Annotated in this window: 24 protein-coding genes; 1 reads left to right on the top strand and 23 read right to left on the bottom strand. The window is 58.6% G+C overall.

The features are described from left to right. Positions 1–33: 33 nt before the first annotated feature. The 8 genes from rpoS to ACA072_RS05705 form a co-directional block, all read right to left on the bottom strand. The gene (rpoS, locus tag ACA072_RS05740) at positions 34–1,041 is read right to left on the bottom strand and encodes an RNA polymerase sigma factor RpoS (protein ID WP_056856224.1); all 1,008 of its coding nucleotides are present in this window, start codon (positions 1,039–1,041) and stop codon (positions 34–36) included. A gap of 105 nt (positions 1,042–1,146) precedes the next feature. Next, complete coding sequence (locus tag ACA072_RS05735) at positions 1,147–2,004, bottom strand: peptidoglycan DD-metalloendopeptidase family protein (protein WP_497623564.1); 858 nt, start codon at positions 2,002–2,004, stop codon at positions 1,147–1,149. Between the two features lie 211 nt (positions 2,005–2,215). Next, on the bottom strand, positions 2,216–2,851 hold the full coding sequence (locus ACA072_RS05730; protein WP_170948756.1) for a protein-L-isoaspartate(D-aspartate) O-methyltransferase: 636 nt from the start codon (positions 2,849–2,851) through the stop codon (positions 2,216–2,218). Positions 2,852–2,892: 41 nt separating this feature from the next. Continuing rightward, positions 2,893–3,642: a 5'/3'-nucleotidase SurE gene (surE, locus tag ACA072_RS05725; protein ID WP_462025006.1), complete on the bottom strand. Its 750-nt coding sequence runs from the start codon at positions 3,640–3,642 to the stop codon at positions 2,893–2,895. Next, positions 3,630–4,688 (bottom strand): tRNA pseudouridine(13) synthase TruD, encoded by a 1,059-nt coding sequence (gene truD / locus ACA072_RS05720; protein ID WP_497623563.1) that lies wholly within the window; start codon positions 4,686–4,688, stop codon positions 3,630–3,632. The genes surE and truD overlap by 13 nt, the downstream gene beginning before the upstream one ends. Beyond that, positions 4,685–5,158, bottom strand: a complete 474-nt coding sequence (gene ispF / locus ACA072_RS05715; RefSeq protein WP_010462780.1) for a 2-C-methyl-D-erythritol 2,4-cyclodiphosphate synthase — start codon at positions 5,156–5,158, stop codon at positions 4,685–4,687. Before ispF ends, truD begins: the two co-directional genes overlap by 4 nt. A 53-nt stretch (positions 5,159–5,211) precedes the next feature. Continuing rightward, on the bottom strand, positions 5,212–6,057 hold the full coding sequence (gene fghA, locus ACA072_RS05710) for an S-formylglutathione hydrolase (RefSeq protein WP_497623562.1): 846 nt from the start codon (positions 6,055–6,057) through the stop codon (positions 5,212–5,214). Positions 6,058–6,065: 8 nt separating this feature from the next. Continuing rightward, positions 6,066–7,178: an S-(hydroxymethyl)glutathione dehydrogenase/class III alcohol dehydrogenase gene (locus ACA072_RS05705; protein ID WP_497623561.1), complete on the bottom strand. Its 1,113-nt coding sequence runs from the start codon at positions 7,176–7,178 to the stop codon at positions 6,066–6,068. A gap of 107 nt (positions 7,179–7,285) precedes the next feature. On the opposite strand from ACA072_RS05705, the gene ACA072_RS05700 reads away from it, so the two are divergent. Then, the gene (locus tag ACA072_RS05700; protein WP_497623560.1) at positions 7,286–8,182 is read left to right on the top strand and encodes a LysR substrate-binding domain-containing protein; all 897 of its coding nucleotides are present in this window, start codon (positions 7,286–7,288) and stop codon (positions 8,180–8,182) included. A 104-nt stretch (positions 8,183–8,286) separates the two neighbouring features. Here the strand turns inward: ACA072_RS05700 and ispD are convergent, their stop codons facing one another. The 15 genes from ispD to bamA form a co-directional block, all read right to left on the bottom strand. Continuing rightward, positions 8,287–8,994, bottom strand: a complete 708-nt coding sequence (ispD, locus tag ACA072_RS05695; RefSeq protein ID WP_497623559.1) for a 2-C-methyl-D-erythritol 4-phosphate cytidylyltransferase — start codon at positions 8,992–8,994, stop codon at positions 8,287–8,289. Next, positions 8,991–9,269 carry a cell division protein FtsB gene (ftsB, locus tag ACA072_RS05690; protein WP_008028992.1) on the bottom strand — a complete coding sequence of 93 codons (279 nt, stop codon included), beginning with the start codon at positions 9,267–9,269 and terminating at the stop codon, positions 8,991–8,993. The genes ispD and ftsB overlap by 4 nt, the downstream gene beginning before the upstream one ends. 170 nt (positions 9,270–9,439) lie before the next feature. Then, positions 9,440–10,729 (bottom strand): phosphopyruvate hydratase, encoded by a 1,290-nt coding sequence (gene eno, locus ACA072_RS05685; RefSeq protein ID WP_008154033.1) that lies wholly within the window; start codon positions 10,727–10,729, stop codon positions 9,440–9,442. Between the two features lie 156 nt (positions 10,730–10,885). Then, entirely contained in the window at positions 10,886–11,731 is an 846-nt protein-coding gene (gene kdsA, locus ACA072_RS05680) for a 3-deoxy-8-phosphooctulonate synthase (protein WP_007949350.1), read from the bottom strand. Between the two features lie 5 nt (positions 11,732–11,736). Continuing rightward, complete coding sequence (gene pyrG, locus ACA072_RS05675) at positions 11,737–13,368, bottom strand: CTP synthase (RefSeq protein ID WP_131059170.1); 1,632 nt, start codon at positions 13,366–13,368, stop codon at positions 11,737–11,739. A 274-nt stretch (positions 13,369–13,642) separates the two neighbouring features. Then, on the bottom strand, positions 13,643–14,971 hold the full coding sequence (tilS, locus tag ACA072_RS05670) for a tRNA lysidine(34) synthetase TilS (RefSeq protein ID WP_497623558.1): 1,329 nt from the start codon (positions 14,969–14,971) through the stop codon (positions 13,643–13,645). 133 nt (positions 14,972–15,104) lie between these two features. Then, complete coding sequence (locus ACA072_RS05665) at positions 15,105–16,052, bottom strand: acetyl-CoA carboxylase carboxyltransferase subunit alpha (protein ID WP_497623557.1); 948 nt, start codon at positions 16,050–16,052, stop codon at positions 15,105–15,107. 139 nt (positions 16,053–16,191) lie between these two features. Further along, positions 16,192–19,713, bottom strand: a complete 3,522-nt coding sequence (gene dnaE / locus ACA072_RS05660) for a DNA polymerase III subunit alpha (RefSeq protein ID WP_497623556.1) — start codon at positions 19,711–19,713, stop codon at positions 16,192–16,194. 74 nt (positions 19,714–19,787) lie between these two features. Further along, entirely contained in the window at positions 19,788–20,426 is a 639-nt protein-coding gene (gene rnhB, locus ACA072_RS05655; protein WP_497623555.1) for a ribonuclease HII, read from the bottom strand. Further along, entirely contained in the window at positions 20,423–21,553 is a 1,131-nt protein-coding gene (lpxB, locus tag ACA072_RS05650; protein WP_497623554.1) for a lipid-A-disaccharide synthase, read from the bottom strand. The genes rnhB and lpxB overlap by 4 nt, the downstream gene beginning before the upstream one ends. A gap of 2 nt (positions 21,554–21,555) precedes the next feature. After that, positions 21,556–22,332 carry an acyl-ACP--UDP-N-acetylglucosamine O-acyltransferase gene (gene lpxA / locus ACA072_RS05645; protein WP_131059164.1) on the bottom strand — a complete coding sequence of 259 codons (777 nt, stop codon included), beginning with the start codon at positions 22,330–22,332 and terminating at the stop codon, positions 21,556–21,558. Next, complete coding sequence (fabZ, locus tag ACA072_RS05640; protein WP_008154051.1) at positions 22,329–22,769, bottom strand: 3-hydroxyacyl-ACP dehydratase FabZ; 441 nt, start codon at positions 22,767–22,769, stop codon at positions 22,329–22,331. The genes lpxA and fabZ overlap by 4 nt, the downstream gene beginning before the upstream one ends. A gap of 108 nt (positions 22,770–22,877) precedes the next feature. Then, positions 22,878–23,933 (bottom strand): UDP-3-O-(3-hydroxymyristoyl)glucosamine N-acyltransferase, encoded by a 1,056-nt coding sequence (gene lpxD, locus ACA072_RS05635; protein WP_497623553.1) that lies wholly within the window; start codon positions 23,931–23,933, stop codon positions 22,878–22,880. Positions 23,934–23,936: 3 nt separating this feature from the next. Further along, positions 23,937–24,440: an OmpH/Skp family outer membrane protein gene (locus tag ACA072_RS05630; RefSeq protein WP_010462812.1), complete on the bottom strand. Its 504-nt coding sequence runs from the start codon at positions 24,438–24,440 to the stop codon at positions 23,937–23,939. A 45-nt stretch (positions 24,441–24,485) separates the two neighbouring features. After that, positions 24,486–26,861, bottom strand: a complete 2,376-nt coding sequence (bamA, locus tag ACA072_RS05625) for an outer membrane protein assembly factor BamA (RefSeq protein WP_497623552.1) — start codon at positions 26,859–26,861, stop codon at positions 24,486–24,488. Positions 26,862–26,897: the final 36 nt, after the last annotated feature.

The raw sequence follows: 26,897 nt of genomic DNA, 5'->3' as shown, positions 1-26,897 counted from the left end.
TCGGGGTTTTTTAATGCCACTCAAGCTCGTCGCTTATTGAAACAGCGACTCGCTCGACAGGCCGTTCTTCTCGAGAATCTCGCGAAGACGTTTCAGGCCTTCCACCTGAATCTGTCTGACCCGTTCCCGGGTCAGGCCGATCTCCAGGCCCACATCTTCAAGCGTGCTGCTCTCGTGGCCGCGCAAGCCGAAGCGGCGTACCACCACTTCGCGTTGCTTGTCGGTCAGTTCCGAAAGCCATTGATCGATGCTCTGGGACAGGTCGTCATCCTGCAACAGCTCACATGGATCGGTTGGTCGGTCATCGGTAAGGGTGTCCAGCAGGGTTTTATCCGAATCCGGACCCAGCGAGACGTCGACCGAAGAAACCCGCTCGTTCAAGCCCAGCATGCGCTTGACCTCTGCCACTGGTTTTTCCAGCAGGTTGGCGATTTCTTCGGGTGAGGGTTCGTGATCGAGCTTTTGAGTCAGCTCTCGTGCAGCCCGCAGGTACACGTTGAGCTCTTTGACCACATGGATCGGCAACCGGATGGTCCGGGTCTGATTCATGATTGCGCGCTCGATGGTCTGACGAATCCACCAGGTAGCGTAAGTCGAGAAGCGGAAGCCGCGTTCAGGGTCGAATTTCTCCACTGCGCGGATCAGCCCGAGGTTGCCCTCTTCGATCAGGTCCAGCAGCGACAGGCCACGATTGACATAACGTCGGGCGATTTTCACCACCAGCCGCAGGTTGCTTTCAATCATGCGCTTGCGCCCGGCCGGATCGCCACTTTGCGACAAGCGCGCAAAATGAACTTCTTCTTCCGGGGAGAGCAATGGGGAAAAGCCGATTTCATTGAGGTACAACTGCGTGGCATCGAGTGCCCGCGTGTAATCGATATACTTGTGTTGCTTTAACGAAGCGGAGTGTTTGGATTTGGCACGAACGGAAGGTGGAGCAGCCCCTTCATCATTCGACATCGAATCCGTACCGATGCCGGTCTCCATCAGGAGAACCTCATCGTCGATGTCAAACTCCGGCACTTCTTTACTGAGAGCCATTGTTATAGTCCTTTGGTGAGTTCGACCTCAAGCTCAAGCGGCGCCTCTATCCTTGGCAACGCTGGAGCCTGTTCCCTCTACGTGACGGAACAGGCTGGTAACAAATCAACGACGTGGCAGGAACTGCAGTGGATCTACAGGTTTACCTTGTCGGCGAATCTCAAAATGCAGCTTCACCCGGTCTGTACCCGTTGACCCCATCTCGGCAATTGTCTGTCCGACCTTGACCTGCTGCCCCTCCCGAACCAACAGCCTGCGGTTATGTCCGTAGGCACTGACGTAGGTATCGCTGTGTTTGATGATGACTAACTCGCCGTAGCCCCTTAAGCCACTCCCGGCGTATACCACCGTCCCATCAGACGCAGCTAAAACAGGCTGTCCCAAATCTCCGGCGATATCAATTCCTTTATTCAAACTACCGTTTGAGGAGAACTTTCCTATGAGAATGCCATTAGATGGCCATCCCCAGCCGGTCGGGGCCGGACCGGCAGGAGGCATCGGAGCGGGGGTCGGCTTGTTGGCGACGGACGGTGCAACCACCGCTGTGCTGGTAGTTGCGCCATTCGGTTGGCGTCGGATTACCGTGGTTTTCAGCGACGACGAAGGCGTTGAATCGGTAGTGCTGGCCATCGGTGCCGGGGTTGAACCGGAGCGACCGTCGAAGCGAATTGTCTGACCCGGATGGATCGTGTACGGCGTAGGAATATTGTTCCGTGCGGCGAGGGCTTTGTAGTCCCAGCCGTAGCGAAAAGCGATCGAGAACAACGTATCTTTTGGTCGAACGACATACTGACCCGTGGTCACGGCCGGACGCTGGGCAACGCCCTTGTTACGATCGACGACACGCACATCACTCGTTTTGGAACTGGAGCAACCGACCAGCAAGGTGCTCAAGACGAGGCCAGTCACCAGGCACTGAAAGCTCTTTGTACCCATACGCTGCGCAATGACTGTGAGACTCACCCGCCGCTCCCTTTGTGGTGGCTGAAATTGTGGATTGCCGTATTTCGGCACGAAATGTCGCAAGTATAACGGGCCAGACAGGCTTTACCTTTAATGAAGCGAAATCGCTTCGCGCACACGTTTGCTGCCTGCCGATGAATACCGTTTAACCCATCGATGCCGCTGTAAGACCCGGGCAATCGAAGAGAATTCAGCGCGCCTGAACAAATGCTCAGGCGAGTGGCCCGTTGAGCAGAGGCACGAAGCGCACCGACCCCAAAACACGACGGGAAAAACCGTGCTCTTCGCGGATGATCAGCATCAGTTGCTGCACCTCACCGGAGCCGACAGGAATCACCAGTCGCCCGCCCGGCGCCAACTGATCGAGCAGCGCCTGAGGAACATCGGTGGCCACCGCCGTCACGATAATGCCGTTGTACGGCGCCAGCGCCGGCCAGCCTTCCCAACCATCGCCCCAACGGAACACCACATTGCGCAGGTTCAACTCGACCAGGCGTTCCTTGGCCCGGTCCTGCAAAACCTTGATGCGCTCCACGGAGAACACCCGTTCAACCAGCTGCGACAGCACTGCCGTCTGGTAGCCCGAGCCGGTGCCGATTTCCATCACCTTGTCCAAGGGACCTGCTTCCAGCAGCAGCTCGCTCATGCGCGCCACCATATAAGGCTGGGAGATGGTCTGGTTGTGCCCGATCGGCAGCGCCGTGTCTTCGTAGGCGCGATGAGCGAGCGCTTCGTCGACGAACAGGTGACGCGGTGTACGGCGGATGACTTCCAGCACCTTGGCGTTGGAAACCCCTTCTTCATACAGGCGTTGAATCAGGCGCTCGCGGGTTCGTTGCGAAGTCATCCCGATGCCACGGCGCAGAATATCGTCTTGTTCACGAGCCATTAGCGCAGCCCCTCCAACCAGCCATCGAGACTTCTGAAGGCATCATTGAAGGTGCGATCCAGTTGCAGCGGGGTAATCGACACATAGCCCTGCATCACCGCATGGAAATCGGTGCCCGGGCCGCCATCTTCGGCATCCCCGGCGGCGGCGATCCAGTAACCGGATTTGCCGCGCGGGTCGACCACTTTCATCGGCGCCGCAGCACGTGCGCGGTGCCCGAGACGGGTCAGCTGAATACCGCGAATGTGATCCAGCGGCAGATTGGGAATGTTCACGTTCAATACCGTGCGCGGTGGCAAGTCGAGGTCCGCGTGGGCCTCGACCAGTTTGCGCGCAAAGTAAGCGGCTGTGGGGAGGTTGTCCACTTGCCGTGAGACCAACGAAAAGGCGAACGAAGGACGCTCGAGGAAACGCCCCTCAAGTGCTGCAGCGACGGTGCCGGAATACAACACGTCGTCCCCCAGGTTGGCGCCCAGGTTGATACCGGAAACCACCATGTCCGGTTCGCGCTCCAGCAAGCCGTTAAGGCCCAGGTGCACGCAATCGGTGGGTGTGCCGTTCAGGCTGATAAAGCCGTTGGCCAGGGTTTGCGGGTGCAACGGACGGTCGAGCGTCAGCGAGCTGCTGGCGCCGCTTTTGTCCTGGTCCGGGGCGATAACCACGCACTCGGTGTAATCCGCCAGCGCAGCATAAAGCGCGGCGAGACCGGGTGCGGTTACCCCATCGTCGTTAGAAATCAGAATACGCATGGGCTGTCCGTCTGCCCTACCGGCACCAGATCAACAAGCTCGCGCACCAATACGGTGGCAAAGCATCCGGCCGGGAGGACGAATTCCAGTTGCAGAATGTCAGGCTCGGGATAATGCCACGTCAACCCACCAATGGGCAGCCGCAGGATGCGACGTTCGTGGCTCATTCCGGCGTTAATCAACCAATCGCGCAGATCCGCTTCGCGAGCGGCGATTGCCTGCTCCAGTACATGGACAGCGCCGGTCGCCGGCGAGTCACCTTCGCCCCACTGTGGACCGGTCGGGTGCAGGTCGAGAATCGCCAGGCGCGGGTCGCTGCATTCGGCTTCACCTGCCGGAAAAAAGCTGCGGCTGTCGGTGAAGGCCAGCAGATCGCCGACCTGCGCTTGCTGCCAGGTGCCATCCGCCACACGCGCCGCCAGCACTTGGTTAAACAGAAAACTGCGGGCGGTTGAGAGCAGGCGCGAACGCACATTGCGCTGCTCCGGCAATGCCTTGCGCGCGGCCCAACCTCGGGCGTCGACCACATTGCCACCGTCAAAGCCGAAACGCTGGGCACCGAAATAATTGGGAATACCTTGCTTGGCGATCAGTTGCAGACGCTCTTCAATCGCGGCCTTGTCGCCAGCAAATTGCGTCAGGCGCAAGGTGAAGCCATTGGCCGAATGAGCACCGCGTTGCAGCTTGCGTTTGTGTCGACCGGTCTTGAGGATTTTCAGCGTGTCGTTTTCCGCCGCCGACAAATCAGGATCCGCCTTGCCCGGCAGTTGCACGCTGAACCACTGGCAAGTCAGCGCCTGGCGATCCTTGAGGCCCGCATAACTGACGGTGCGCAATGGCACACCCGCCGCCTTGGAAATCCGCCGTGCGGCTTCTTCAGTATTCAGGCCGCGTTTTTCCACCCAGATCCACAGATGTTCGCCATCACCGCTGAGGGGGATGTTGAGCACTTCATCGACCTGAAAATCTTCCGCCGTGGCTTTTAAAACCGCCGTACCGAGGGCGTCGCCATAGGCTCGCGGGCCGAGCAATTGCGCTTCGTTCATGCGCGCAGCAACAAGGCAACGGAATGCACGGCAATGCCTTCTTCGCGACCGACAAAGCCGAGCTTTTCGGTGGTGGTAGCTTTCACGTTCACTTGATCCAACTCAACTTGAAGATCCGCGGCAATCAGCGCGCGCATCGATTCGATATGCGGGGCCATTTTCGGCGCCTGGGCGACGATGGTGTTATCGACGTTGCCGACTTTCCAGCCTTTGGCGTGGATCAGTGCGACGACGTGACGCAACAGCACTCGGCTGTCGGCGCCCTTGAATGTCGGGTCGGTGTCCGGGAAATGCTTGCCGATATCACCCAGCGCCGCGGCGCCGAGCAAGGCATCGCTCAAGGCGTGCAGCAGGACGTCACCGTCGGAGTGAGCGAGCAGCCCGAAGCCGTGTGCAATGCGCACACCGCCCAGAGTAATGAAATCGCCTTCAGCGAAACGGTGCACATCATAGCCGTGGCCAATACGCATAAAAAAACGCCCCGATTTTTGTCAGGGCGTGATTCTACCTGCTTTGTCGGACATTAGGCGCTTAGAGCGCGCGCATGATGTTGCAAGTGGTCGTCGATGAAACTGGCGATGAAGAAATAGCTGTGGTCGTAGCCCGGTTGCAGGCGCAACGTCAGCGGATGACCGGCCAGTTTGGCCGCCTGTTGAAGGGCTTCAGGCTTAAGCTGAGTGGCTAGAAAATCATCGCGATCACCTTGATCCACCAGCAGCGGCAACTTCTCGTGAGCTTCGACAATCAACGCGCAGGCATCCCATTCGCGCCACTTCGAGCGGTCTTCGCCCAGGTAACGGGAAAAGGCTTTCTGGCCCCACGGGCAATCCATCGGATTGTTGATCGGCGAGAACGCCGACACCGACTGATATCTCCCCGGATTGCGCAAGGCACAGACCAGCGCACCGTGGCCGCCCATGGAGTGACCGCTGATGCCGCGCTTGTCCGACGCCGGGAAATGGGCTTCGACCAATGCAGGCAATTCCTGCACGACATAGTCATGCATCCGATAGTGCCGCGACCACGGTTCCTGCGTGGCATTCAGATAAAACCCGGCGCCGAGGCCGAAGTCCCAGGCGCCATCCAGATCGCCTGGTACATCGGGACCGCGAGGGCTGGTGTCCGGCGCGACGATGATCAACCCCAGCTCAGCGGCCATGCGCATCGCGCCGGCCTTGTGCATGAAATTCTCGTCGGTGCAGGTCAGGCCGGACAACCAATACAACACCGGCAGTTTGCCGCCCTGCTCCGCTTGCGGCGGCAGGTAAACGGCGAACACCATGTCGCAGCCGAGCACATCGGAGCGGTGCTTGTAGCGTTTGTGCCAGCCGCCGAAGCTTTTCTGGCAGGAAATATTTTCCAGGCTCATGACCGACCTCAGAAATGGATGACGCTACGGATGCTTTTGCCTTCGTGCATCAGGTCGAAAGCCTTGTTGATGTCTTCCAGGCCCATGGTGTGGGTGATGAACGTATCCAGCGGGATTTCGCCGGTCTCGGCCATTTCGACGTAGCTTGGCAGCTCGGTACGACCGCGCACGCCGCCGAACGCCGAACCGCGCCAGACGCGACCGGTCACCAACTGGAAGGGACGGGTAGAGATTTCCTGGCCGGCACCGGCCACGCCGATGATCACCGACTCGCCCCAACCCTTGTGGCAGCACTCAAGTGCGGCGCGCATCAATTGCACATTGCCGATGCATTCGAAGGAAAAGTCGACGCCGCCATCAGTCATGTCGACGATGACTTCCTGGATAGGACGGTCGAAATCTTTCGGGTTTACGCAGTCGGTTGCACCGAGCTGTTTGGCGATCTCGAACTTGGCCGGGTTGATGTCGATGGCGATGATCCGCGCCGCCTTGGCTTTGACCGCGCCGATCACGGCCGACAGACCAATGCCACCGAGGCCGAAAATGGCCACGGTGTCACCCGGTTTCACCTTGGCGGTATTGAGCACCGCGCCGATGCCGGTGGTGACACCGCAGCCCAGCAGGCAGACTTTTTCCAGTGGCGCTTCTTTCGCGATCCTGGCGACGGAGATTTCCGGCAACACGGTGTACTCGGAAAACGTCGAGGTGCCCATGTAGTGGAAAATCGGCTGGCCCTTGTAGGAAAAACGCGAAGTGCCATCCGGCATCAGGCCTTTGCCTTGAGTCGCGCGAATCGCCTGGCACAGGTTGGTTTTGCCCGACAAACAGAATTTGCACTGGCGGCATTCCGGGGTGTACAGCGGGATCACATGATCGCCGACGGCGACGGAGGTCACGCCCTCGCCAATCGCTTCAACCACCGCGCCACCTTCGTGACCGAGGATAGACGGGAAGATGCCTTCCGGGTCAGCGCCCGACAGGGTGTAGGCGTCGGTATGACAGACACCGGAGGCAACCACACGCAACAGAACTTCACCGGCCTTGGGCATGGCGACATCGACTTCGACGATCTCGAGGGGTTTCTTGGCCTCGAAGGCAACGGCAGCGCGCGACTTGATCATGTGGATTCTCCAGTGAATAAAAACGAGACAGGGAGTGTAATACACCGCCTTACGAGGAATAATCCGGACAAAAGCAAAACATTATTGCCATACAGGGATAATCCTTGATGTCCGAAAATCGCTGGGAAGGGATCGACGAGTTCGTCGCCGTGGCCGAGTGCAGTCAATTCACGGCGGCTGCGGAACGGTTAGGGGTTTCTTCCTCCCACATCAGTCGACAAATCGTACGCCTCGAAGAGCGTCTTCAGACCCGTCTGCTTTATCGCAGCACCCGCCGGGTCACGCTGACCGAAGCCGGGCAAACCTTTTTGCAGCATTGCCAGCGTTTGCAGGACGGGCGGGAAGAAGCCTTGCGCGCGGTTGGCGACCTGACCAGCGAGCCCAAAGGCATGCTGCGCATGACCTGCGCCGTGGCGTATGGCGAACGCTTCATCGTGCCGCTAGTGACCCGCTTCATGGGCCTCTATCCGCAACTGCGTGTCGACATTGAACTAAGCAACCGCCCGCTCGATCTGGTGCACGAAGGGCTGGACCTGGCGATCCGTCTCGGTCGCCTTCAGGATTCGCGACTGGTCGCCACACGCCTGTCACCACGGCGCATGTATTTGTGCGCATCACCGTCCTACCTGGAGCGGTATGGTCGCCCACACAGTTTGTCGGAACTCAGCCGCCACAATTGCCTGATCGGTAGTTCGGACATGTGGCAACTGGAACAGAACGGGCGGGAATTTTCGCAACGGGTACAGGGAAACTGGCGCTGTAACAGTGGGCAAGCCGTGTTGGATGCGGCGCTACAGGGTGTGGGTTTGTGTCAGCTGCCGGATTACTACGTGCTGGAGCATCTGAAAAGCGGTTCGTTGATTTCATTGCTGGAGGCGCACCAACCGCCGAACACCGCCGTGTGGGCGCTTTACCCACAGCAACGGCATCTGTCGCCGAAGGTGCGCAAGTTGGTGGATTATTTGAAGGAGGGGTTGGCGCAAAGGCCGGAGTACCGCGTTTGAAGATCAAAAGATCGCAGCCTCGTTGCACTCGACAGCTCCTACAGGTGCCGTACGGTAAACGTGGACAATGTAGGAGCTGTCGAGTGCAACGAGGCTGCGATCTTTTAGCGACGGTTAGCCCAACGCTGGCGCAGCCACTCTAGGTCTTCAGGGCGTGTGACTTTGAGGTTGTCGGATCGACCTTCGATCAAACGAGGAGCCAAACCCGCCCACTCCATGGCCGAAGCTTCATCCGTCACCAACGCATCCGCCACCAGACTGTCCGCCAAGGCCCGATGCAAGGCCCCAAGACGAAACATCTGCGGCGTATACGCCTGCCAGATCACGCTACGATCCACGGTTTCGACGACACGACCGTGCTTGTCGACCCGTTTGAGCGTATCGCGGGCAGGCACTGCCAGCAGCCCGCCAACTGGATCGTCCGCTAACTCACTCAACAATTTATCAAGATCATCACGCGAAAGATTCGGCCGTGCGGCGTCGTGAACCAGCACCCAATCTTCATCGTCCGCGCCCTGAGCATGCAAATGCAGCAACGCATTGAGCACCGAACCGGAACGCTCGTCGCCACCGTCAACGCGCTGAATGCGCGAGTCAGACGCACACGCCAGGTTCGGCCAGTAAGGATCATCAACAGCAAGACTGACCACCAACCCCTTCAGGGCAGGATGATCAAGGAAACAGCCAAGGCTGTGTTCGAGAATAGTACGCCCGCCCAGTTGCAAGTATTGCTTGGGACGGTCCGCAGCCATACGGGCACCGACGCCCGCGGCAGGAATCACGGCCCAGAAGGCCGGTAACGACTGGATCATTGGGCCAACTGGTAAAGGGTTTCACCGTCCTTGACCATGCCCAACTCATGGCGAGCCCGCTCTTCAACGGTCTCCATGCCTTTTTTCAACTCACTGACCTCAGCGTCCATGACCCGATTGCGCTCAAGCAGGCCCTCGTTCTCAGCATGTTGATCCGCGATCTGCTGAGTCAGCTCGGCCACTTGCGCCAGACTGCCATTACCCACCCACAGGCGGTATTGCAGGCCAGCCAGCAGCAAGAGCAAGACGAGGAACAACCAATTGGGACTGCGCATCGAATATCAGGTATCCAGTGGAAAAAGACAGCCATGCCAAACTATGAAGCTTCTGATAGCACGAAGCCTGGAAGACCCAGGCTTGTGCTGATAAGGCATCAGATTAGTGGCAAATTCATCGCTGTAGCGACTTTTCCGACACAATCCGGTGTCTTTTTACCAGTTAACGATTAGCCGCGGAATTCGCTGCGACCGTTGTACTTGGCTTTGCCATTCAACTGCTCTTCGATACGCAGCAGTTGGTTGTATTTGGAAACGCGGTCCGAACGGCACAGGGAACCGGTCTTGATCTGGCCAGCCGCGGTACCCACAGCCAGGTCGGCAATGGTCGAATCTTCGGTTTCGCCGGAGCGGTGCGAGATCACGGCAGTGTAACCAGCGGCCTTGGCCATCTGGATGGCTTCCAGGGTTTCGGTCAGGGTGCCGATCTGGTTGAACTTGATCAGGATCGAGTTGGCGATCTTTTTATCGATGCCTTCTTTCAGGATCTTGGTGTTGGTCACGAACAGGTCGTCGCCTACCAGCTGAGTCTTCTCGCCGATCTTGTCGGTGAGGATTTTCCAGCCAGCCCAGTCGGACTCGTCCAGGCCATCTTCGATGGAGATGATCGGGTAACGCTCGGTCAGGCCTTTGAGGTAGTCAGCGAAACCTTCAGCGGTGAACACCTGGCCTTCGCCGGATAGGTTGTATTTGCCGTCTTCGTAGAATTCGCTCGCCGCGCAGTCCAGTGCCAGGGTCACGTCGGTGCCCAGCTTGTAACCGGCGTTGGCTACGGCTTCGGAGATCACTTTCAAAGCGTCTTCGTTGGAAGCCAGGTTTGGTGCAAAACCACCTTCGTCACCGACAGCAGTGCTCAGGCCACGGGCCTTCAGAACGGCTTTGAGGTGATGGAAAATCTCGGTGCCCATGCGCAGACCTTCCGAGAAAGACTTGGCGCCAACCGGCTGAACCATGAATTCCTGGATGTCGACGTTGTTATCGGCGTGCTCGCCACCGTTGATGATGTTCATCATCGGAACCGGCATCGAGTAAACACCCGGGGTGCCGTTCAGGTTGGCGATGTGAGCGTACAGCGGCAGGTCCTGGTCCTGTGCTGCTGCCTTGGCCGCAGCCAGGGAAACGGCAAGGATCGCGTTAGCGCCCAGGGAACCTTTGTTTTCAGTACCGTCGAGCTTGATCATCGCGTGATCCAGCGCTTTCTGGTCGCTTGGGTCTGCACCTTTCAACAGGTCGCGGATCGGACCGTTGATGTTGGCGACGGCTTTGAGCACGCCTTTGCCCAGGTAACGGCTCTTGTCGCCATCACGCAGCTCGAGCGCTTCACGCGAGCCAGTGGAAGCACCGGACGGCGCGCAAGCGCTACCGATGATGCCGTTATCGAGAAGCACGTCCGCTTCCACGGTGGGATTGCCACGGGAGTCGAGAACTTCACGACCTTTGATGTCGACGATTTTTGCCATTGTTGTAAACACTCCAAAGTTGACGAAAACGACGCAGCTAGAGGAAATCTTTTACCGTCGGCAAGTGGTGTGCAGCGGGCAGACTTGCGGACGATAAGGCTCAGGCCCGAGGGCCTGAGCAACAAATCGTGCGGTACTTTACCGGAGAAATGAGGTTTACGCGGTTTCTACCGTCGGAAAACTCTTCACCAGTTCGTCCAGAGCTTTGAGCTGGGCCAGGAATGGCTCCAGTTTGTCCAGGCGCAAGGCGCAAGGGCCGTCGCATTTGGCGTTGTCCGGGTCCGGGTGGGCTTCGAGGAACAGACCGGCCAGCGACTGGCTCATGCCTGCCTTGGCCAGGTCAGTGACCTGGGCGCGACGACCGCCGGCGGAATCGGAGCGACCGCCGGGCATTTGCAGCGCGTGGGTCACGTCGAAGAATACCGGGTATTCGAACTGCTTCATGATGCCGAAGCCGAGCATGTCGACGACCAGGTTGTTGTAGCCAAAGCTCGAACCGCGTTCGCAGAGGATCAACTGATCGTTACCCGCTTCCACGCACTTGCTCAAGATGTGTTTCATCTCATGCGGGGCGAGGAACTGGGCTTTCTTGATGTTGATCACCGCGCCGGTCTTGGCCATCGCGACCACGAGGTCGGTCTGGCGCGACAGGAAGGCCGGCAGCTGGATGATGTCGCAGACTTCAGCGACGACCGCGGCCTGATCAGGTTCGTGGACGTCGGTGATGATCGGCACGCCGAAGGCTTGCTTGATGTCCTGGAAAATCCGCATGCCCTCTTCCAGGCCGGGGCCTCGGTAAGAGGTCACGGAGGAACGGTTGGCCTTGTCGAAGCTGGCCTTGAACACGTAAGGGATACCGAGTTTCTCGGTGACCTTGACGTACTCTTCGCAGACCTGCATCGCCATGTCGCGGCTTTCCAGCACGTTCATGCCACCGAAAAGCACCATTGGCTTGTCGTTGGCAATCTCGATATCGCCTACACGAATGATCTTCTGCGCCATTGGAATTACGCCTTCTTCTGGTGTTGAACCAAAGCTGCTTTAACGAAACCGCTGAACAACGGGTGACCGTCGCGCGGTGTCGAGGTGAACTCAGGGTGGAACTGGCAAGCGACGAACCATGGATGATCCGGGGCTTCAACCACTTCGACCAGCGCGCCATCACCGGAACGACCGGAGATTTTCAGGCCGGCCTCCATGATTTGCGGTAGCAGGTTGTTGTTCACTTCGTAGCGATGACGGTGACGCTCGACGATCACGTCCTTGGCGTAGCAATCATGCACCAGGGAACCCGGCTCAAGCAGGCAATCCTGCGCGCCGAGGCGCATGGTGCCGCCCAGGTCGGAGGTTTCGGTACGGGTTTCGACGGCGCCGGTGGCATCTTCCCACTCGGTGATCAGACCCACGACCGGGTGACCGCTTGCACGATCGAACTCGGTGGAGTTGGCGTCTTTCCAGCCCAGCACGTTACGAGCGAACTCGATCACGGCCACTTGCATGCCCAGGCAGATGCCGAGGTACGGAACCTTGTTTTCGCGTGCGTATTGGACGGCGGTGATCTTGCCTTCCACGCCACGCAGACCGAAGCCGCCCGGTACGAGGATCGCGTCGACACCTTCGAGCAGCGCGGTGCCCTGGTTTTCGATGTCTTCGGAATCGATGTAGCGCAGGTTGACCTTGGTGCGGTTGCTGATGCCGGCGTGACTCATCGCTTCGATCAGCGACTTGTAGGCGTCCAGCAGTTCCATGTACTTGCCGACCATCGCGATGGTGACTTCGTGTTCCGGGTTCAGCTTGGCGTCAACCACGGCTTCCCACTCGGACAGATCGGCGCTGCCGCATTGCAGGCCGAAACGCTCGACAACGAAATCATCCAGGCCCTGGGAGTGCAGGATGCCCGGGATCTTGTAGATAGTATCGGCGTCTTCCAGCGCGATCACTGCACGTTCTTCAACGTTGGTGAATTGCGCGATCTTGCGACGCGACGAGATGTCGATCGGGTGATCGGAGCGGCACACCAGCACGTCCGGCTGCAGACCGATGGAACGCAGTTCCTTGACCGAGTGCTGAGTAGGCTTGGTTTTGGTTTCGCCGGCAGTGGCGATGTACGGCACCAGTGTCAGGTGCATCAGCATTGCGCGTTTGGCGCCGACTTCGAACCGCAATTGACGGATCGCTTCGAGGAACGGCTGGGATTCGATGTCACCTACGGTGCCACCGATTTCGACCATGGCCACGTCGGCATCGCCGGCGCCCTTGATGATCCGGCGCTTGATTTCGTCGGTGATGTGCGGGATCACCTGAATGGTGGCGCCCAGGTAATCACCACGGCGCTCTTTGCGCAGGACGTGTTCGTAGACACGGCCGGTGGTGAAGTTGTTGTTCTGGGTCATGGTCGTGCGGATGAACCGCTCGTAGTGGCCCAGGTCCAGGTCGGTCTCGGCGCCGTCGTGGGTGACGAACACTTCACCGTGCTGGAACGGGCTCATGGTGCCCGGGTCAACGTTGATGTACGGGTCCAGCTTCAGCATGGTGACCTTAAGTCCCCGCGCCTCCAGGATGGCCGCCAATGAAGCCGAGGCAATGCCTTTCCCCAATGAAGAAACAACACCGCCCGTGACGAATATGTAGCGCGTCATGAAAAACCCTAGAAGTCTGCGTTAAAGCGGTCCGAGCCGCCGGGGAAAGCGAAGGAAGGCCGAAGCCCCCGATCACCTGCATTAATCACAGTGCACCTTTCAAAAAAACCGCCGCGTTGGGACAGACCGGCAGATGAAACACCGGTACGTTGCTCGCTACACATTTTTTGGAATCGCCCAGCAAAGACTGCTTGGTAATCGGCAACTTCTGTAATTCAGGCGAATCCACAGAAGTTGTATCAAGAAGGGAGCGTAGTCTACCGGAAAGCCCCTTTCAGCTCAAACCTTGATCTTCGCTCAATGGGTCCCAATGCAAATGCCAGCCTTCCTGCTCACAGCCATCAAGGCCCCGCAGGTTGGCCACCGCCAGCAATTGCGCACCTCGGTAGAGCAGCGGCAATCTGCCACGGACGAAGCCCGGAACACCGCGTTCGTTGAGCAAACGCTTTAGATCACGGTGGCCGCGATCAGGCAGATTCATCACCTCGCCTCCCTCACGATAGCGGATATGCAGCGGGCCAGCGGGGATTTGGCCGTTGAAGGTGAGTACGCCATTTTCCGGTAACACCAGCGACGTCGAGGGCTCGGCCCAGACGCCGGCGGGTGGTGGATTAAGCAGCCAGCTGCCTGATAGCCACCAGATACGCCCGCCCGCACGATGCAATTCGCCATCGGCCAGCCGCCAGACTGGACGGGCATCGCCGGTGGCATCGCGTAAATCGTCCCAACCCGACCAATGGTCGCTGTCCGGCAGCCGCGTCAACGCTGTGAGCCAGTGACTCAGGGCGTTGCGTTGGCGCGCGGCAGAAAGTTTTGCAATCGGCGCCAGCTCCAGAGACGGCACGCCCAGCCAATCGAAATCACTGACGGTGTTGGCATTGGCCAGATCGATTTGCGCCAGATCATCAAGCAACCCCTGCGCTTCGCTCAGATGCGCGGCGCTGCGGGCCATGGTCGCCATCGCTTGCGGCCATCGCTCGGTCAGGACCGGGAACACTTGATGGCGCAGGTAATTGCGAGAGAACTGACGATCCTGGTTCGAAGGGTCTTCGATCCAGCTCAGCTGGTGCTCGGCCGCGTAAGCCTCAAGTTCGGCGCGCGTGACATCGAGCAACGGACGCAGAAGATGCCCGCGACCCAAGGCGCGTTCGCGAGGCATTCCCGACAAACCTCTCACCCCCGCCCCACGCAACAACCGGAACAGCAGGGTTTCCGCCTGATCGTCCTGGTGCTGCGCGGTCAGCAGCAGTTCATTGGCTTGACTGGCTTCAACGAAGGCGCCATAGCGCGCATCCCGGGCGGCACGCTCAAGGCTGGCGCCGGGCAGAACCTGAACGTGAACTACCTGTAGCGGCACACCCAGCGCGTCACAGACCGACTGACAATGTTGTGGCCACGCATCAGCAGCAGCCTGAAGGCCGTGATGAACATGAATGGTGCTGAGCGCTGGAAGTGATTGGTTTTTTGCGAGGTGGGCGAGCAGGTGCAGCAGGACGGTGGAATCGAGCCCGCCGGAGAAGGCGATGCGCCAGGTTGTGGCGTTGCGCCAGGGTTTCAGATTCAGCAGAAGCCTGGTAGACAGATCACTTGTAGGCAGACTCATATCGATCACTTCGCACAAATCAAATGTGGGAGCGGGCTTGCTCGCGAAGGCGGCTCAACATTCAACACATCGGTTGACTGTCATACCGCTTTCGCGAGCAAGCCCGCTCCCACATGGGTAAAGCGCGGTCAGATCAGAGACCGTAGCTCATCAGACGCTCGTAACGACGGGCCAGCAGCGCTTCGTTATCGAACTTCTTCAGCATCGCCAGTTGCGAGCTCAGCTCGGCACGGATCGAAGCAGCCGCCGCCGCAGGATCGCGGTGAGCGCCGCCCAACGGCTCGCCGATCACTTTGTCGACGATGCCCAGGCCTTTCAGGCGCTCGGCGGTGATGCCCATGGCTTCAGCAGCGTCCGGTGCTTTCTCGGCGGTTTTCCACAGGATCGAGGCGCAACCTTCCGGCGAAATCACCGCGTAGGTCGAGTACTGCAGCATGTTCAGCTGATCGCAAACGCCGATCGCCAGAGCGCCACCGGAACCACCTTCACCGATCACGGTGGCGATGATTGGGGTTTTCAGACGAGACATGACGCGCAGGTTCCAGGCAATTGCTTCGCTCTGGTTGCGCTCTTCAGCGTCGATGCCAGGGTAAGCGCCCGGGGTGTCGATGAAGGTCAGGATCGGCATTTTGAAACGTTCGGCCATTTCCATCAGGCGGCACGCCTTGCGGTAGCCTTCCGGACGCGGCATGCCGAAATTGCGGCGAACCTTCTCGCGCACTTCACGGCCCTTCTGGTGACCGATGATCATCACCGGCTGATCGTCCAGTCGGGCAATGCCGCCAACGATCGCAGCGTCGTCGGAGAAGTGACGGTCGCCGTGCAGTTCGTCGAACTCGGTAAAGATGTGTTCGATATAGTCCAGGGTATACGGACGTTTCGGGTGACGCGCGAGACGTGCGATCTGCCAGCTGGTCAGCTTGCCGAAGATGTCTTCGGTCAGCGTGCTGCTTTTGTCCTGCAGGCGGGAGATCTCATCGCCGATATTCAGCGAATTGTCGTTACCGACCAAGCGCAACTCTTCGATCTTGGCTTGCAGGTCGGCGATCGGCTGTTCGAAATCTAGAAAATTCGGGTTCATAGGCGTCCGTCTTGGGTCGACGTCCAAGAGAGCTTGGGCCGGCCGGTTGTCTATTCGCGCCCTACCTTAAGGGACAGGCGCGTTCAGGTCGAGATTAAAAATTCAGGTCGAGATCAGGGCCTTCGGCGGAACCTGACCGTCAACGGTATTGGAGGAAGACGTTGTCTCGCCCGAACTGGTCACGCAAGGCTTGAATCAACGCATCCGCCGGGTCGATCCGCCAGGTCTCGCCAAACTGCAGCAAGGCCTTCGCATCGGGACTCGTGTACTCCATGGTGATCGGGCAAGCGCCGCGGTGACGCTTGAACAACTCACCCAGCCAGCGTAGCTGATCGCCCTTCAAATCCTTGGTCTGCAGCTTCAGGCGCAGGCTTTCGGCGAGGTTGGTGCGCGCATCTTCCATGCTCATCACCCGCTTGACCCGCAGGCGCAAGCCGCCGGAGAAGTCGTCATTGCTGACTTCGCCTTCGACCACCACCATCGCGTCGGTCTGCAACAGCGATTGCGCGGAATGGAACGCTTCGGCAAACAGCGAAGCTTCGATTCGCCCGGAGCGGTCATCGAGGGTGATGAAACCCATCTTGTCGCCCTTTTTGTTCTTCATCACCCGCAGGGCGATGATCATGCCCGCGACAGTCTGTGTGTCACGAGCCGGCTTCAGGTCGATGATGCGCTGACGGGCAAAACGGCGGATCTCGCCTTCGTATTCGTCGATCGGGTGACCGGTCAGGTACAGGCCCAGGGTGTCTTTCTCCCCTTTCAGGCGTTCCTTGAGGGTCAGTTCCTTGGCCTTGCGGTTATTGGCGTAGACATCGGCGTCTTCTTCGACGAACAGACCGCCAAACAGGTCGACGTGGCCGCTGTCTTTGGTTCGCAGGGTTTGTTCGGCGGCCTTGATCGCCCCTTCCATGGCGTTCAGCAGGACCGCACGGTTGCGGTCGATATTGGCCTGGTAGGCTTTCTGCTCGTCATGGAAGTAAGGACCGAGACGATCCAACGCACCGCTGCGGATCAAACCGTCCAGGGTGCGCTTGTTGATTCGCTTGAGATCGACGCGAGCGCAGAAATCGAACAGATCCTTGAACGGGCCGTCCTGACGCGCCTCGGTGATCGCTTCCACCGGACCTTCGCCCACCCCCTTGATCGCGCCGAGGCCGTAAATGATCCGGCCTTCGTCATTCACCGTGAACTTGAACTCCGAAGTATTCACATCCGGCGCGTCGAGACGCAGCTTCATGGTGCGAATTTCTTCGATCAAGGTCACGACCTTGTCGGTGTTGTGCATATCCGCCGACAGCACGGCGGCCATGAACGGCGCCGGGTAGTGCGTCTTCAGCCACGCTGTCTGGTACGACACCAGGCCGTAAGCGGCGGAGTGGGATTTGTTGAAACCGTAACCGGCGAATTTTTCTACCAGGTCGAAAATGTTACCGGCAAGGTCGGCCTCGATATTGTTGGTCTTGCAACCTTCAATGAAACCGCCGCGCTGCTTGGCCATTTCCTCAGGCTTTTTCTTACCCATGGCCCGGCGCAGCATGTCCGCACCGCCGAGGGTGTAACCGGCCATGACCTGGGCAATCTGCATCACCTGTTCCTGATACAGGATGATGCCGTAAGTCGGTGCCAAGACGGGCTTGAGGCCTTCGTACTGGTAGTCCGAGTGCGGGTACGCCAGTTCAGCGCGGCCGTGCTTACGGTTGATGAAGTCGTCCACCATGCCCGATTGCAGCGGGCCCGGACGGAACAGGGCCACCAGTGCGATCAAGTCTTCCAGGCAGTCGGGCTTGAGCTTTTTGATCAGCTCTTTCATGCCGCGCGACTCAAGCTGGAACACCGCGGTGGTCTCAGCCTTTTGCAGCAGTTGGTAAGTCGGTTTGTCATCCAGCGGGATGAACGCGATGTCCAGCGGCGGCTCGTCGACCTTGGCGCGGTCGCGGTTGATGGTTTTCAGTGCCCAGTCGATGACCGTCAGGGTCCGCAGACCCAAGAAGTCGAACTTCACCAGGCCAGCGGCCTCAACGTCGTCCTTGTCGAACTGGGTCACCAGACCATCGCCGGCCTCATCACAATAGATTGGCGAGAAGTCCGTCAGCTTGGTCGGGGCGATGACCACCCCCCCGGCGTGCTTACCGACGTTACGCACAACGCCTTCGAGCTTGCGCGCCATCTCCCAGATTTCCGCGGCCTCTTCATCGACCTTGATGAAGTCACGCAGGATCTCTTCCTGCTCGTAGGCTTTTTCCAGGGTCATGCCGACTTCGAACGGAATCATCTTCGACAGACGATCCGCCAGACCGTAGGACTTGCCCTGCACCCGCGCCACGTCACGGACCACAGCCTTGGCGGCCATGGAACCGAAGGTGATGATCTGGCTCACCGCGTTGCGGCCGTACTTCTCGGCCACGTAGTCGATCACGCGGTCGCGACCGTCCATGCAGAAGTCGACGTCGAAGTCGGGCATGGAGACCCGTTCCGGGTTAAGGAAACGTTCGAACAGCAGGTCATATTCCAGCGGATCGAGGTCGGTGATCTTTTGCACATAGGCCACCAGCGACCCGGCACCCGATCCCCGGCCAGGACCCACCGGTACGCCATTGCTCTTGGCCCACTGGATAAAGTCCATAACGATCAGGAAGTAACCCGGGAAACCCATCTGGATGATGATATCCAGCTCGAAATTCAGCCGGTCGACGTAGACCTGACGCTTGGTTTCGTAATCTTCGGTGGTGTCTCGGGGCAGCAGAACACTGAGGCGCTCTTCCAGACCGTCGAACGAGACCTTGCGGAAATACTCGTCGATGGTCATGCCATCAGGGATCGGGAAATTGGGCAGGAAGTGAGTGCCCAGCTTCACTTCAATGTTGCAGCGCTTGGCGATCTCGACGGTGTTGGCCAGCGCCTCGGGAATGTCGCTGAACAGCTCGGCCATTTCCTCGGCGCTTTTGAGGTATTGCTGATCGCTGTAATTCTTCGAACGCCGCGGATCGTCGAGGGCGCGGCCCTCACCGATGCAGACGCGGGTTTCGTGAGCGGCAAAATCTTCCTGCTTGATAAAGCGCACGTCGTTGGTCGCGACCAGCGGCGCACCGATTTTTTCGGCCAGGGCCACGGCGCCGTGCAATTGTTCTTCGTCGTTGGGGCGGTTGGTGCGCTGGATCTCCAGATAGAAACGATCCGGGAACACGGCCATCCATTCGCGGGCGAGGTTTTCCGCTTCAGCCGGATTGCCACTGAGCATGGCCAGGCCGATCTCACCCTCTTTTGCCGCCGACAGCATGATCAAGCCTTCGCTGGCTTCGGCCACCCACTCGCGCTCAATGATGATCGAGCCATTGCGCTGGCCGTCGATGAAGCCGCGGGAAATCAGTTCTGTGAGGTTGCGATAGCCCACAGCGTTCATCGCCAGCAGGCTGATCCGGCTCAAGGCGTTGTCCGGATCCTTGTTCGACAGCCACAGGTCGGCGCCGCAGATTGGCTTGATGCCTGCGCCCATGGCCGCTTTATAGAATTTGACCAGGGAACACATGTTGTTCTGGTCGGTGACCGCTACGGCAGGCATGTTCATGCCGACCAGGGTCTTGACCAGCGGTTTGATCCGCACCAGACCGTCGACCAGGGAATATTCAGTGTGCAGGCGTAGATGAACGAATGAAGCCGGCATAGTGATCCTGTCTAGAAACGTGAAGACAACAAGGCCCGGATTGTACCGGGCCTTGAGTAAAACATCAGCTGCGACTAACTCACGATCAGGTTTTCCCGCGCCTCATAAGCCAGGCGAACCGGCGCGAATGAGCGACGGTGAATCGGGGTCGGCCCCAAGCGGGCCAGGGCTTCCAGATGAACGGGGGTCGGGTAGCCTTTGTGGCCACCGATCCCGTAACCCGGGTAAATCAATTCGAAAGCAGCCATTTCACGGTCACGGCTGACCTTGGCCAGGATCGATGCTGCAGCGATGGCCGGCACCTTGCCGTCGCCCTGCACCACCGCTTCGGCGCGCATGGACAGTTTCGGGCAACGGTTGCCGTCGATCATCGCCAGTTTCGGCTGGATGTGTAGGCCTTCGATCGCGCGCTGCATGGCCAGCATGGTGGCATGGAGGATGTTCAGCTCATCGATTTCTTCGACTTCGGCCCGGGCGATACACCAGCTCAGGGCCTTCTCGCAGATTTCGTTGTAGAGCTTTTCGCGGCGGGCTTCGGTGAGCTTCTTTGAGTCGTTGAGACCGAGGATCGGACGGTTCGGATCGAGGATCACCGCGGCCGTTACCACGGCACCGCAGAGCGGGCCGCGGCCGACTTCATCAACGCCGGCAACCAATTCTTCGACTTCAGCGACCAGGGTGAAATCGAGGCCCATCTGTTGTGCTTTTGTCATTGTGTTTTGCCGATCAGATTCAGTACCGCGTCCGCTGCCTGATTGGAGGCGTCCAGACGCAAGGTACGGTGGATTTCATCGAAGCCGCGGGTCTGTTCTTCGCCACCTTCGATCAGCGGCGACAACGTCTGGGCCAGCGCTTCAACCGTCGCATCATCCTGCAGCAACTCAGGCACCAACAGGCGCTGGGCCAACAGGTTCGGCAACGAGACGTAGGGGCTCTTGACCATGCGCTTGAGAATCCAGAACGTCAGCGGCGCCAGGCGATAAGCGACGACCATCGGCCGCTTGTACAACAACGCTTCAAGGGTAGCCGTTCCGGAGGCAATCAACACCGCGTCGCAGGCTGCGAGCGCCAGATGAGACTTGCCGTCAAGCAGGGTCAGCGGCAGATCGCGACCGGCGAGCAACTCTTCAAGCTGCGCGCGGCGCTGAGGGCTGGCGCACGGAATAATGAACCGCACGCCTGGGCGCATGGCGCGCAAACGCTCGGCGGTATCAAGGAACAACGCGCCCAGGCGCCCGACTTCGCCACCGCGACTGCCCGGCATCAGCGCGACCAATGGCCCAACAGGCAAACCGAGCTCGGCGCGTGCGGCGAGACGATCCGCTTGGAGGGGTATCGCATCGGCCAGGGTGTGCCCGACAAACCGCACCGGCACGCCCTTCTCTTCATAGAATTTGGCTTCAAACGGAAACAGCGTCAGCATCAGGTCGCAGCCTTCGCGGATCTTCAGCACCCGCTTCTGCCGCCACGCCCACACCGACGGGCTGACGTAATGAACGGTCTTGATCCCGGCCTGACGCAGTTTGAGTTCGATGTTGAGGTTGAAGTCCGGGGCATCGATGCCGATAAACGCGTCAGGCTTTTCGGCGATCAGGTCGGCAATCAGCTTTTTACGACGCGCCATCAACTCACGCAATCGCCCCAGCACTTCCACCAGGCCCATGACCGAAAGACGTTCCATCGGGAAATACGAAGTCAGGCCTTCGGCCTGCATCAGCGGGCCACCGACACCGATGAACTCCACCCCCGGATGCTGAGCCTTCAACGCGCGCATGAGACCCGCGCCCAGAATGTCACCGGAAGCCTCACCCGCCACCAGCGCAATACGCAGATTAGCCATGATTAACGTGTGATGCCGCGGGTCGAAGACTGGATGGAATCACGGAACACCGCGACTTCCGGGAACTGGTCCGAAGGTTCGGCCAATTCGGCGAGTGCCTGTTCAACCGTCAGGCCTTGGCGGTAAACCACCTTGTAGGCACGACGCAGGGCGTGGATCGCGTCTTCGCTGAAACCACGACGGCGCATGCCTTCGAAGTTCATGCTGCGCGCTTCGGCGGGGTTGCCGAATACCGTGACGTACGCTGGAACGTCCTTGCCAATGGCGGTACCCATGCCGGAAAAGCTGTGGGCGCCGATGTGGCAATACTGGTGAACCAAGGTAAAACCGGACAGGATCGCCCAGTCTTCGACGTGCACATGACCCGCCAACGCGGTGTTGTTGACCAGGATGCAGTGGTTGCCGATCACGCTGTCGTGGCCGATGTGGGCATAGGCCATGATCAGGTTGTGATCACCCAGGGTCGTTTCCGAACGGTCCTGGACGGTCCCGCGGTGAATCGTCACGCCTTCACGGATGACGTTGTGGTCACCGATGACCAGACGGGTTTCTTCGCCTTTGTATTTCAGATCGGGCGTGTCCTCACCTACCGAAGAAAACTGGTAGATGCGGTTATGCTTACCGATTCGGGTCGGGCCCTTGAGAATCACATGCGGCCCGATCACTGTCCCCTCGCCGATTTCCACACCTGCGCCGACGATCGACCATGGGCCGACCTCGACACCTTCGGCCAGAACGGCCGTCGGATCGATGATTGCGCGAGGGTCAATCAAACTCATAGTTTGCGTTCCGCGCAGATGATTTCAGCGGAGCAGACTGGCTTGCCATCGACCGAAGCCTGGCACTCGAATTTCCAGATTTGGCGCTTGCAGCTGATGAAGCGGGCTTCGAGAATCAACTGATCACCGGGGGTGACAGGCTGGCGAAAACGCAGCTTGTCGGAGCCGACGAAGTAGTAAAGCGTGCCGTCGGCGGGCTTCACGTCGAGCATTTTGAAGCCAAGGATACCGGCAGCCTGAGCCATCGCTTCGATGATCAACACGCCCGGCATGATTGGATGCGCAGGGAAGTGGCCATTGAAGAACGGTTCGTTGATGCTGACATTCTTGTAGGCGCGAATGCGCTTGCCTTCCACATCCAGATCCACGACCCGGTCCACCAGCAGGAACGGGTAACGGTGAGGCAGGTATTCGCGAATCTCGTTGATGTCCATCATTTCGGGGGGAAGCCTATGTAAAGATTGGGAGCGCGCGACTGACGCGCACCCCTCTAGCAAATCAAGGAGGCAGTCTAGCGGCTGTGCACACTTGATATGGAAATGGTATCAGCCATCTGATGAAGCATTACCGTCAGGGGTCACGTCCCCTACACGCTTTTCCAGCTGTCGCAAACGTCGCGCGATGTCATCGAGCTGACGGATACGGGCCGCGCTTTTGCGCCATTCGGCGGCTGGTTGCATCGCCGTACCGGAAGAATAGGAACCCTTTTCGGTAATCGAGTGGGTCACCATGGTCATCCCGGTGATAAAAACGTTGTCGCAAATTTCGATATGCCCCACCAGCCCTACGCCACCGGCGAGCATGCAATGCTTGCCGATTTTGGTGCTGCCGGAGATCCCCACGCACGCGGCCATGGCGGTGTGATCACCGACCTGCACGTTGTGGGCGATCTGAATCTGATTGTCGAGCTTCACACCGTTACCCAATACGGTATCGGCCAGGGCACCGCGATCGATAGCGGTATTCACGCCAATCTCCACATCATCACCGACCAATACACCACCGATCTGGGCGATTTTCTGCCAGACACCTTTCTCGTTGGCAAAACCGAAGCCTTCGCCACCGAGTACCGCGCCGGACTGAATCACTACACGTTTGCCGATGCGCACGTCGTGGTACAACGTAACCCGCGGGGCCAGCCAGCCGCCCTCGCCGATTTCGCTACGGGCACCAATGAAGCAATGCGCGCCCACGGTCACACCGGCAGCGATACGCGCGCCGCTTTCGATCACAGCAAAGGCACCGATGCTCGCCGCCGGATCAACCACTGCGTCCGCAGCCACTACCGCTGTCGGGTGAATACCGACAGGCGCCTTGGGCTTGGGATCGAACAGATGGGAAATACGTGCGTAGGCCAGATACGGATCAGGCACCACCAAGGCATCGCCGTCAAAACCTTCAGCGTCTGCGGCCTTTAGCAACAGCGCCGCGGCCCGGCAGTCCACCAGGTATTTACGGTATTGGGGGTTTGCAAGAAAGCTCAACTGAGCTGGGCCAGCCTCTTGTAAAGTGGCTAGCCCAGTAATTTCTTTCTCCGGGTCGCCACGTAGCGTGGCGCCGAGGAACTCGGCCAACTGGCCGAGCTTTATAGTCGCTGTCATGGATTACTTCAGCTGATTCATGCGCTCGATAACCTGGCGAGTGATGTCGTACTGAGGTTTGACATCAATCACTGCGCCACGCTCGAAGACCAGGTCAAAAGCACCTTTCTTGATGACTTCTTCCACAGCGCTGTCCAGTTTCGGCTTGAGCTGCTTCAGCATTTCACGGTCAGCAACGGCTTTGGCTTCGTTCAGTTCCTTGGACTGGAACTGGAAGTCACGAGCCTTTTGCTTGAACTCGAGCTCAAGGCGTTCACGCTCGCCTTGCTGCATCTTGTCGCCGCCAGCCATCAGACGATCCTGGATACCTTTGGCGCTGCTTTCCAGCGTCTTGAGCTTGGACAGTTGCGGACCAAACTTCTTCTCGGCATCCACAGCGTATTTCTTGGCCGCGTCGGATTCCAGCAGGGCCATCTGATAGTTCAGAACGGCGATTTTCATGTCGGCAAAAGCCGGGCCTGCTACCAGTACGGTCGCCAGGAGAACCAATTGAGTCAACTTACGCACGATGCACTCCTACAAAATCCATTGTCGTTATTTTGGGGCAGACGCTTAGAACGTCTGGCCGAGAGAGAATTGGAACACTTGAGTCTCAGCGTCATCCGGTTTCTTGATCGGCATGGCCAACGCGAAGCTCAGAGGACCCAGTGCGGTGACCCAGGTCACGCCCACACCGACGGAACTGGCCATGTTGCTCAGGCTGATGTCGTTGCACTTTGTATTGGACGCCGAACCGTTTGCGTTGGTGGTGTCTTTGCACTGCGAGTCAAATACGTTACCCACATCCCAGAATACCGAGGTACGCAGAGAGCGTTGATCCTTGACGAACGGCAGAGGGAACAGAAGCTCTGCACCACCCTGGATCAGGACGTTGCCACCAAATGGCAGTGGATCCTGGTCCGGATCGGCCAATGTACCCGGGTTTGTACCACGGCTAGGTGTACTGCGCGGACCCAGGGTGCTGTCCTTGAAGCCACGAACCGAGTTGAAACCACCAGCATAGTAGTTTTCATAGAACGGCAAGCCATCGGTCGAACCGTATCCGTCGCCATAGCCCAGTTCGGTGTGCAGACGCACGGTGTAGTTTTCAGACAATGGCTGGAACAACTGGCCACGGTAATCAACTTTGAAGAATGACAGGTCGCTACCTGGCGTGGTGGTTTCCAGTGTCAGGCTCTGGGAACGTCCACGGGTCGCCAACACGCCTTTGTTCAGGGTGGACTCGGACCAGCCGGCCGACGCCTTGAAGTTCAGGTAGTTGTCGCCTTCCTTGTTTACGAAGTCGAAAATCTCGTCAACGGTGTACTGACCGGTCTTGATCTTGTCCTGTTGCACGCTCAGGCCAAAGGTCAGGCGCGACGTCTCGCTGATCGGGTAACCGACGTTGACGCCAGCACCCAGGCTGTCCACGGCATAGCTGGCTACGTCGACATCGAGGTCATCGTAGTCGGTGGTGCGATAGAAAGCGTTGTAACCCAGGCTCACGCCATCAGCAGTCCAGTACGGATCGACATAACCGAAGTTATAGCGGCTCTGGTATTCACTTCGGGTCAAGCCGACGCTGACCTTGTTACCAGTACCCAGGAAGTTGTTCTGGGTAATCGAGCCACCGAGAATCAGACCGGCGCTCTGGGCAAAACCGACGCTGGCGGTGATCGAACCGGAAGCCTGCTCTTCAACGCTGTAGTTCACGTCAACCTGGTCATCGACACCCGGTACGGCAGGGGTTTCGACGTTCACTTCTTTAAAGAAGCCCAGACGCTCAAGACGGGTCTTGGATTGGTCGATCAGGTAGGTAGAAGCCCAACCGCCTTCCATCTGACGCATTTCACGGCGTAGCACTTCGTCTTCGGACTTGGTGTTGCCACGGAAGTTGATGCGGTTGACGTAAGCACGCTTGCCCGGATCGACGGCGAAAGTGATGTCGACGGTGTGATCTTCATCGTGCGGCTGCGGCACGCCGTTGACGTTGGCGAAGGTGTAACCCTCGTTACCCAGACGACGGGTGATCAGTTCGGACGTAGTGGTCATCAGCTTGCGCGAGAACACCTGGCCTTTTTGCACCAGCAGCAGGGACTTGACCTGGTCTTCAGGGACTTTCAGGTCGCCGCTCAGTTTGACGTCACGAACGGTGTATTTCTCGCCTTCGTTGACGTTGACGGTGATGTAGACGTGTTTCTTGTCCGGGGTAATAGACACCTGGGTCGAAGCGATATCCATGTTGATATAGCCACGGTCCAGGTAGTAGGAGCGCAGACGCTCCAGGTCACCCGACAGCTTTTCACGAGCGTACTTGTCATCGTTCTTGAAGAACGACAACCAGTTGGTAGTCTTCAATTCAAACAAGTCGATCAGGTCTTCATCAGCGAAGACCGTGTTACCCACCACGTTGATGTGCTGGATAGCTGCAACGGTGCCTTCGTTGATGTTGACCTTCAGGCCGACGCGGTTACGCGGCTGCGGCACCACTTCGGTGTCAACAGTAGCCGAGTAGCGACCCTGGGCGACATATTGGCGCTGCAGTTCGTTACGGACACCTTCGAGGGTGGCACGCTGGAAGATCTCGCCTTCAGCCAGACCGGATTGTTTGAGCCCCTTCATGAGGTCTTCAGTAGAGATCGCCTTGTTACCTTCGATCTCGATACTGGCGACCGATGGACGCTCGACTACCGTAATGACAAGGACGTTGCCATCGCGGCCCAGCTGGATATCTTGAAAGAACCCGGTTTTGAACAGCGCACGAGTGGATTCCACCAGGCGACGATCATCCGCCTGTTCACCGACGTTTAACGGCAAAGCACCAAAGACGCTACCCGCGGAGACCCGCTGGAGGCCATTGACGCGAATATCAGAGATAGTGAAGGACTCGGCGTGAACTTCGGCGATCATCAATACGGTGAGAACCGCAGTTAGCAGCAGACGTTTCATGAAGTCCTTTCTTATTCCAACTGGCAATAAACAAAC

The sequence above is a fragment of the Pseudomonas sp. LBUM1656 genome (genome assembly GCF_059716065.1).
This window is presented reverse-complemented; position numbering and strand designations above follow the sequence as displayed.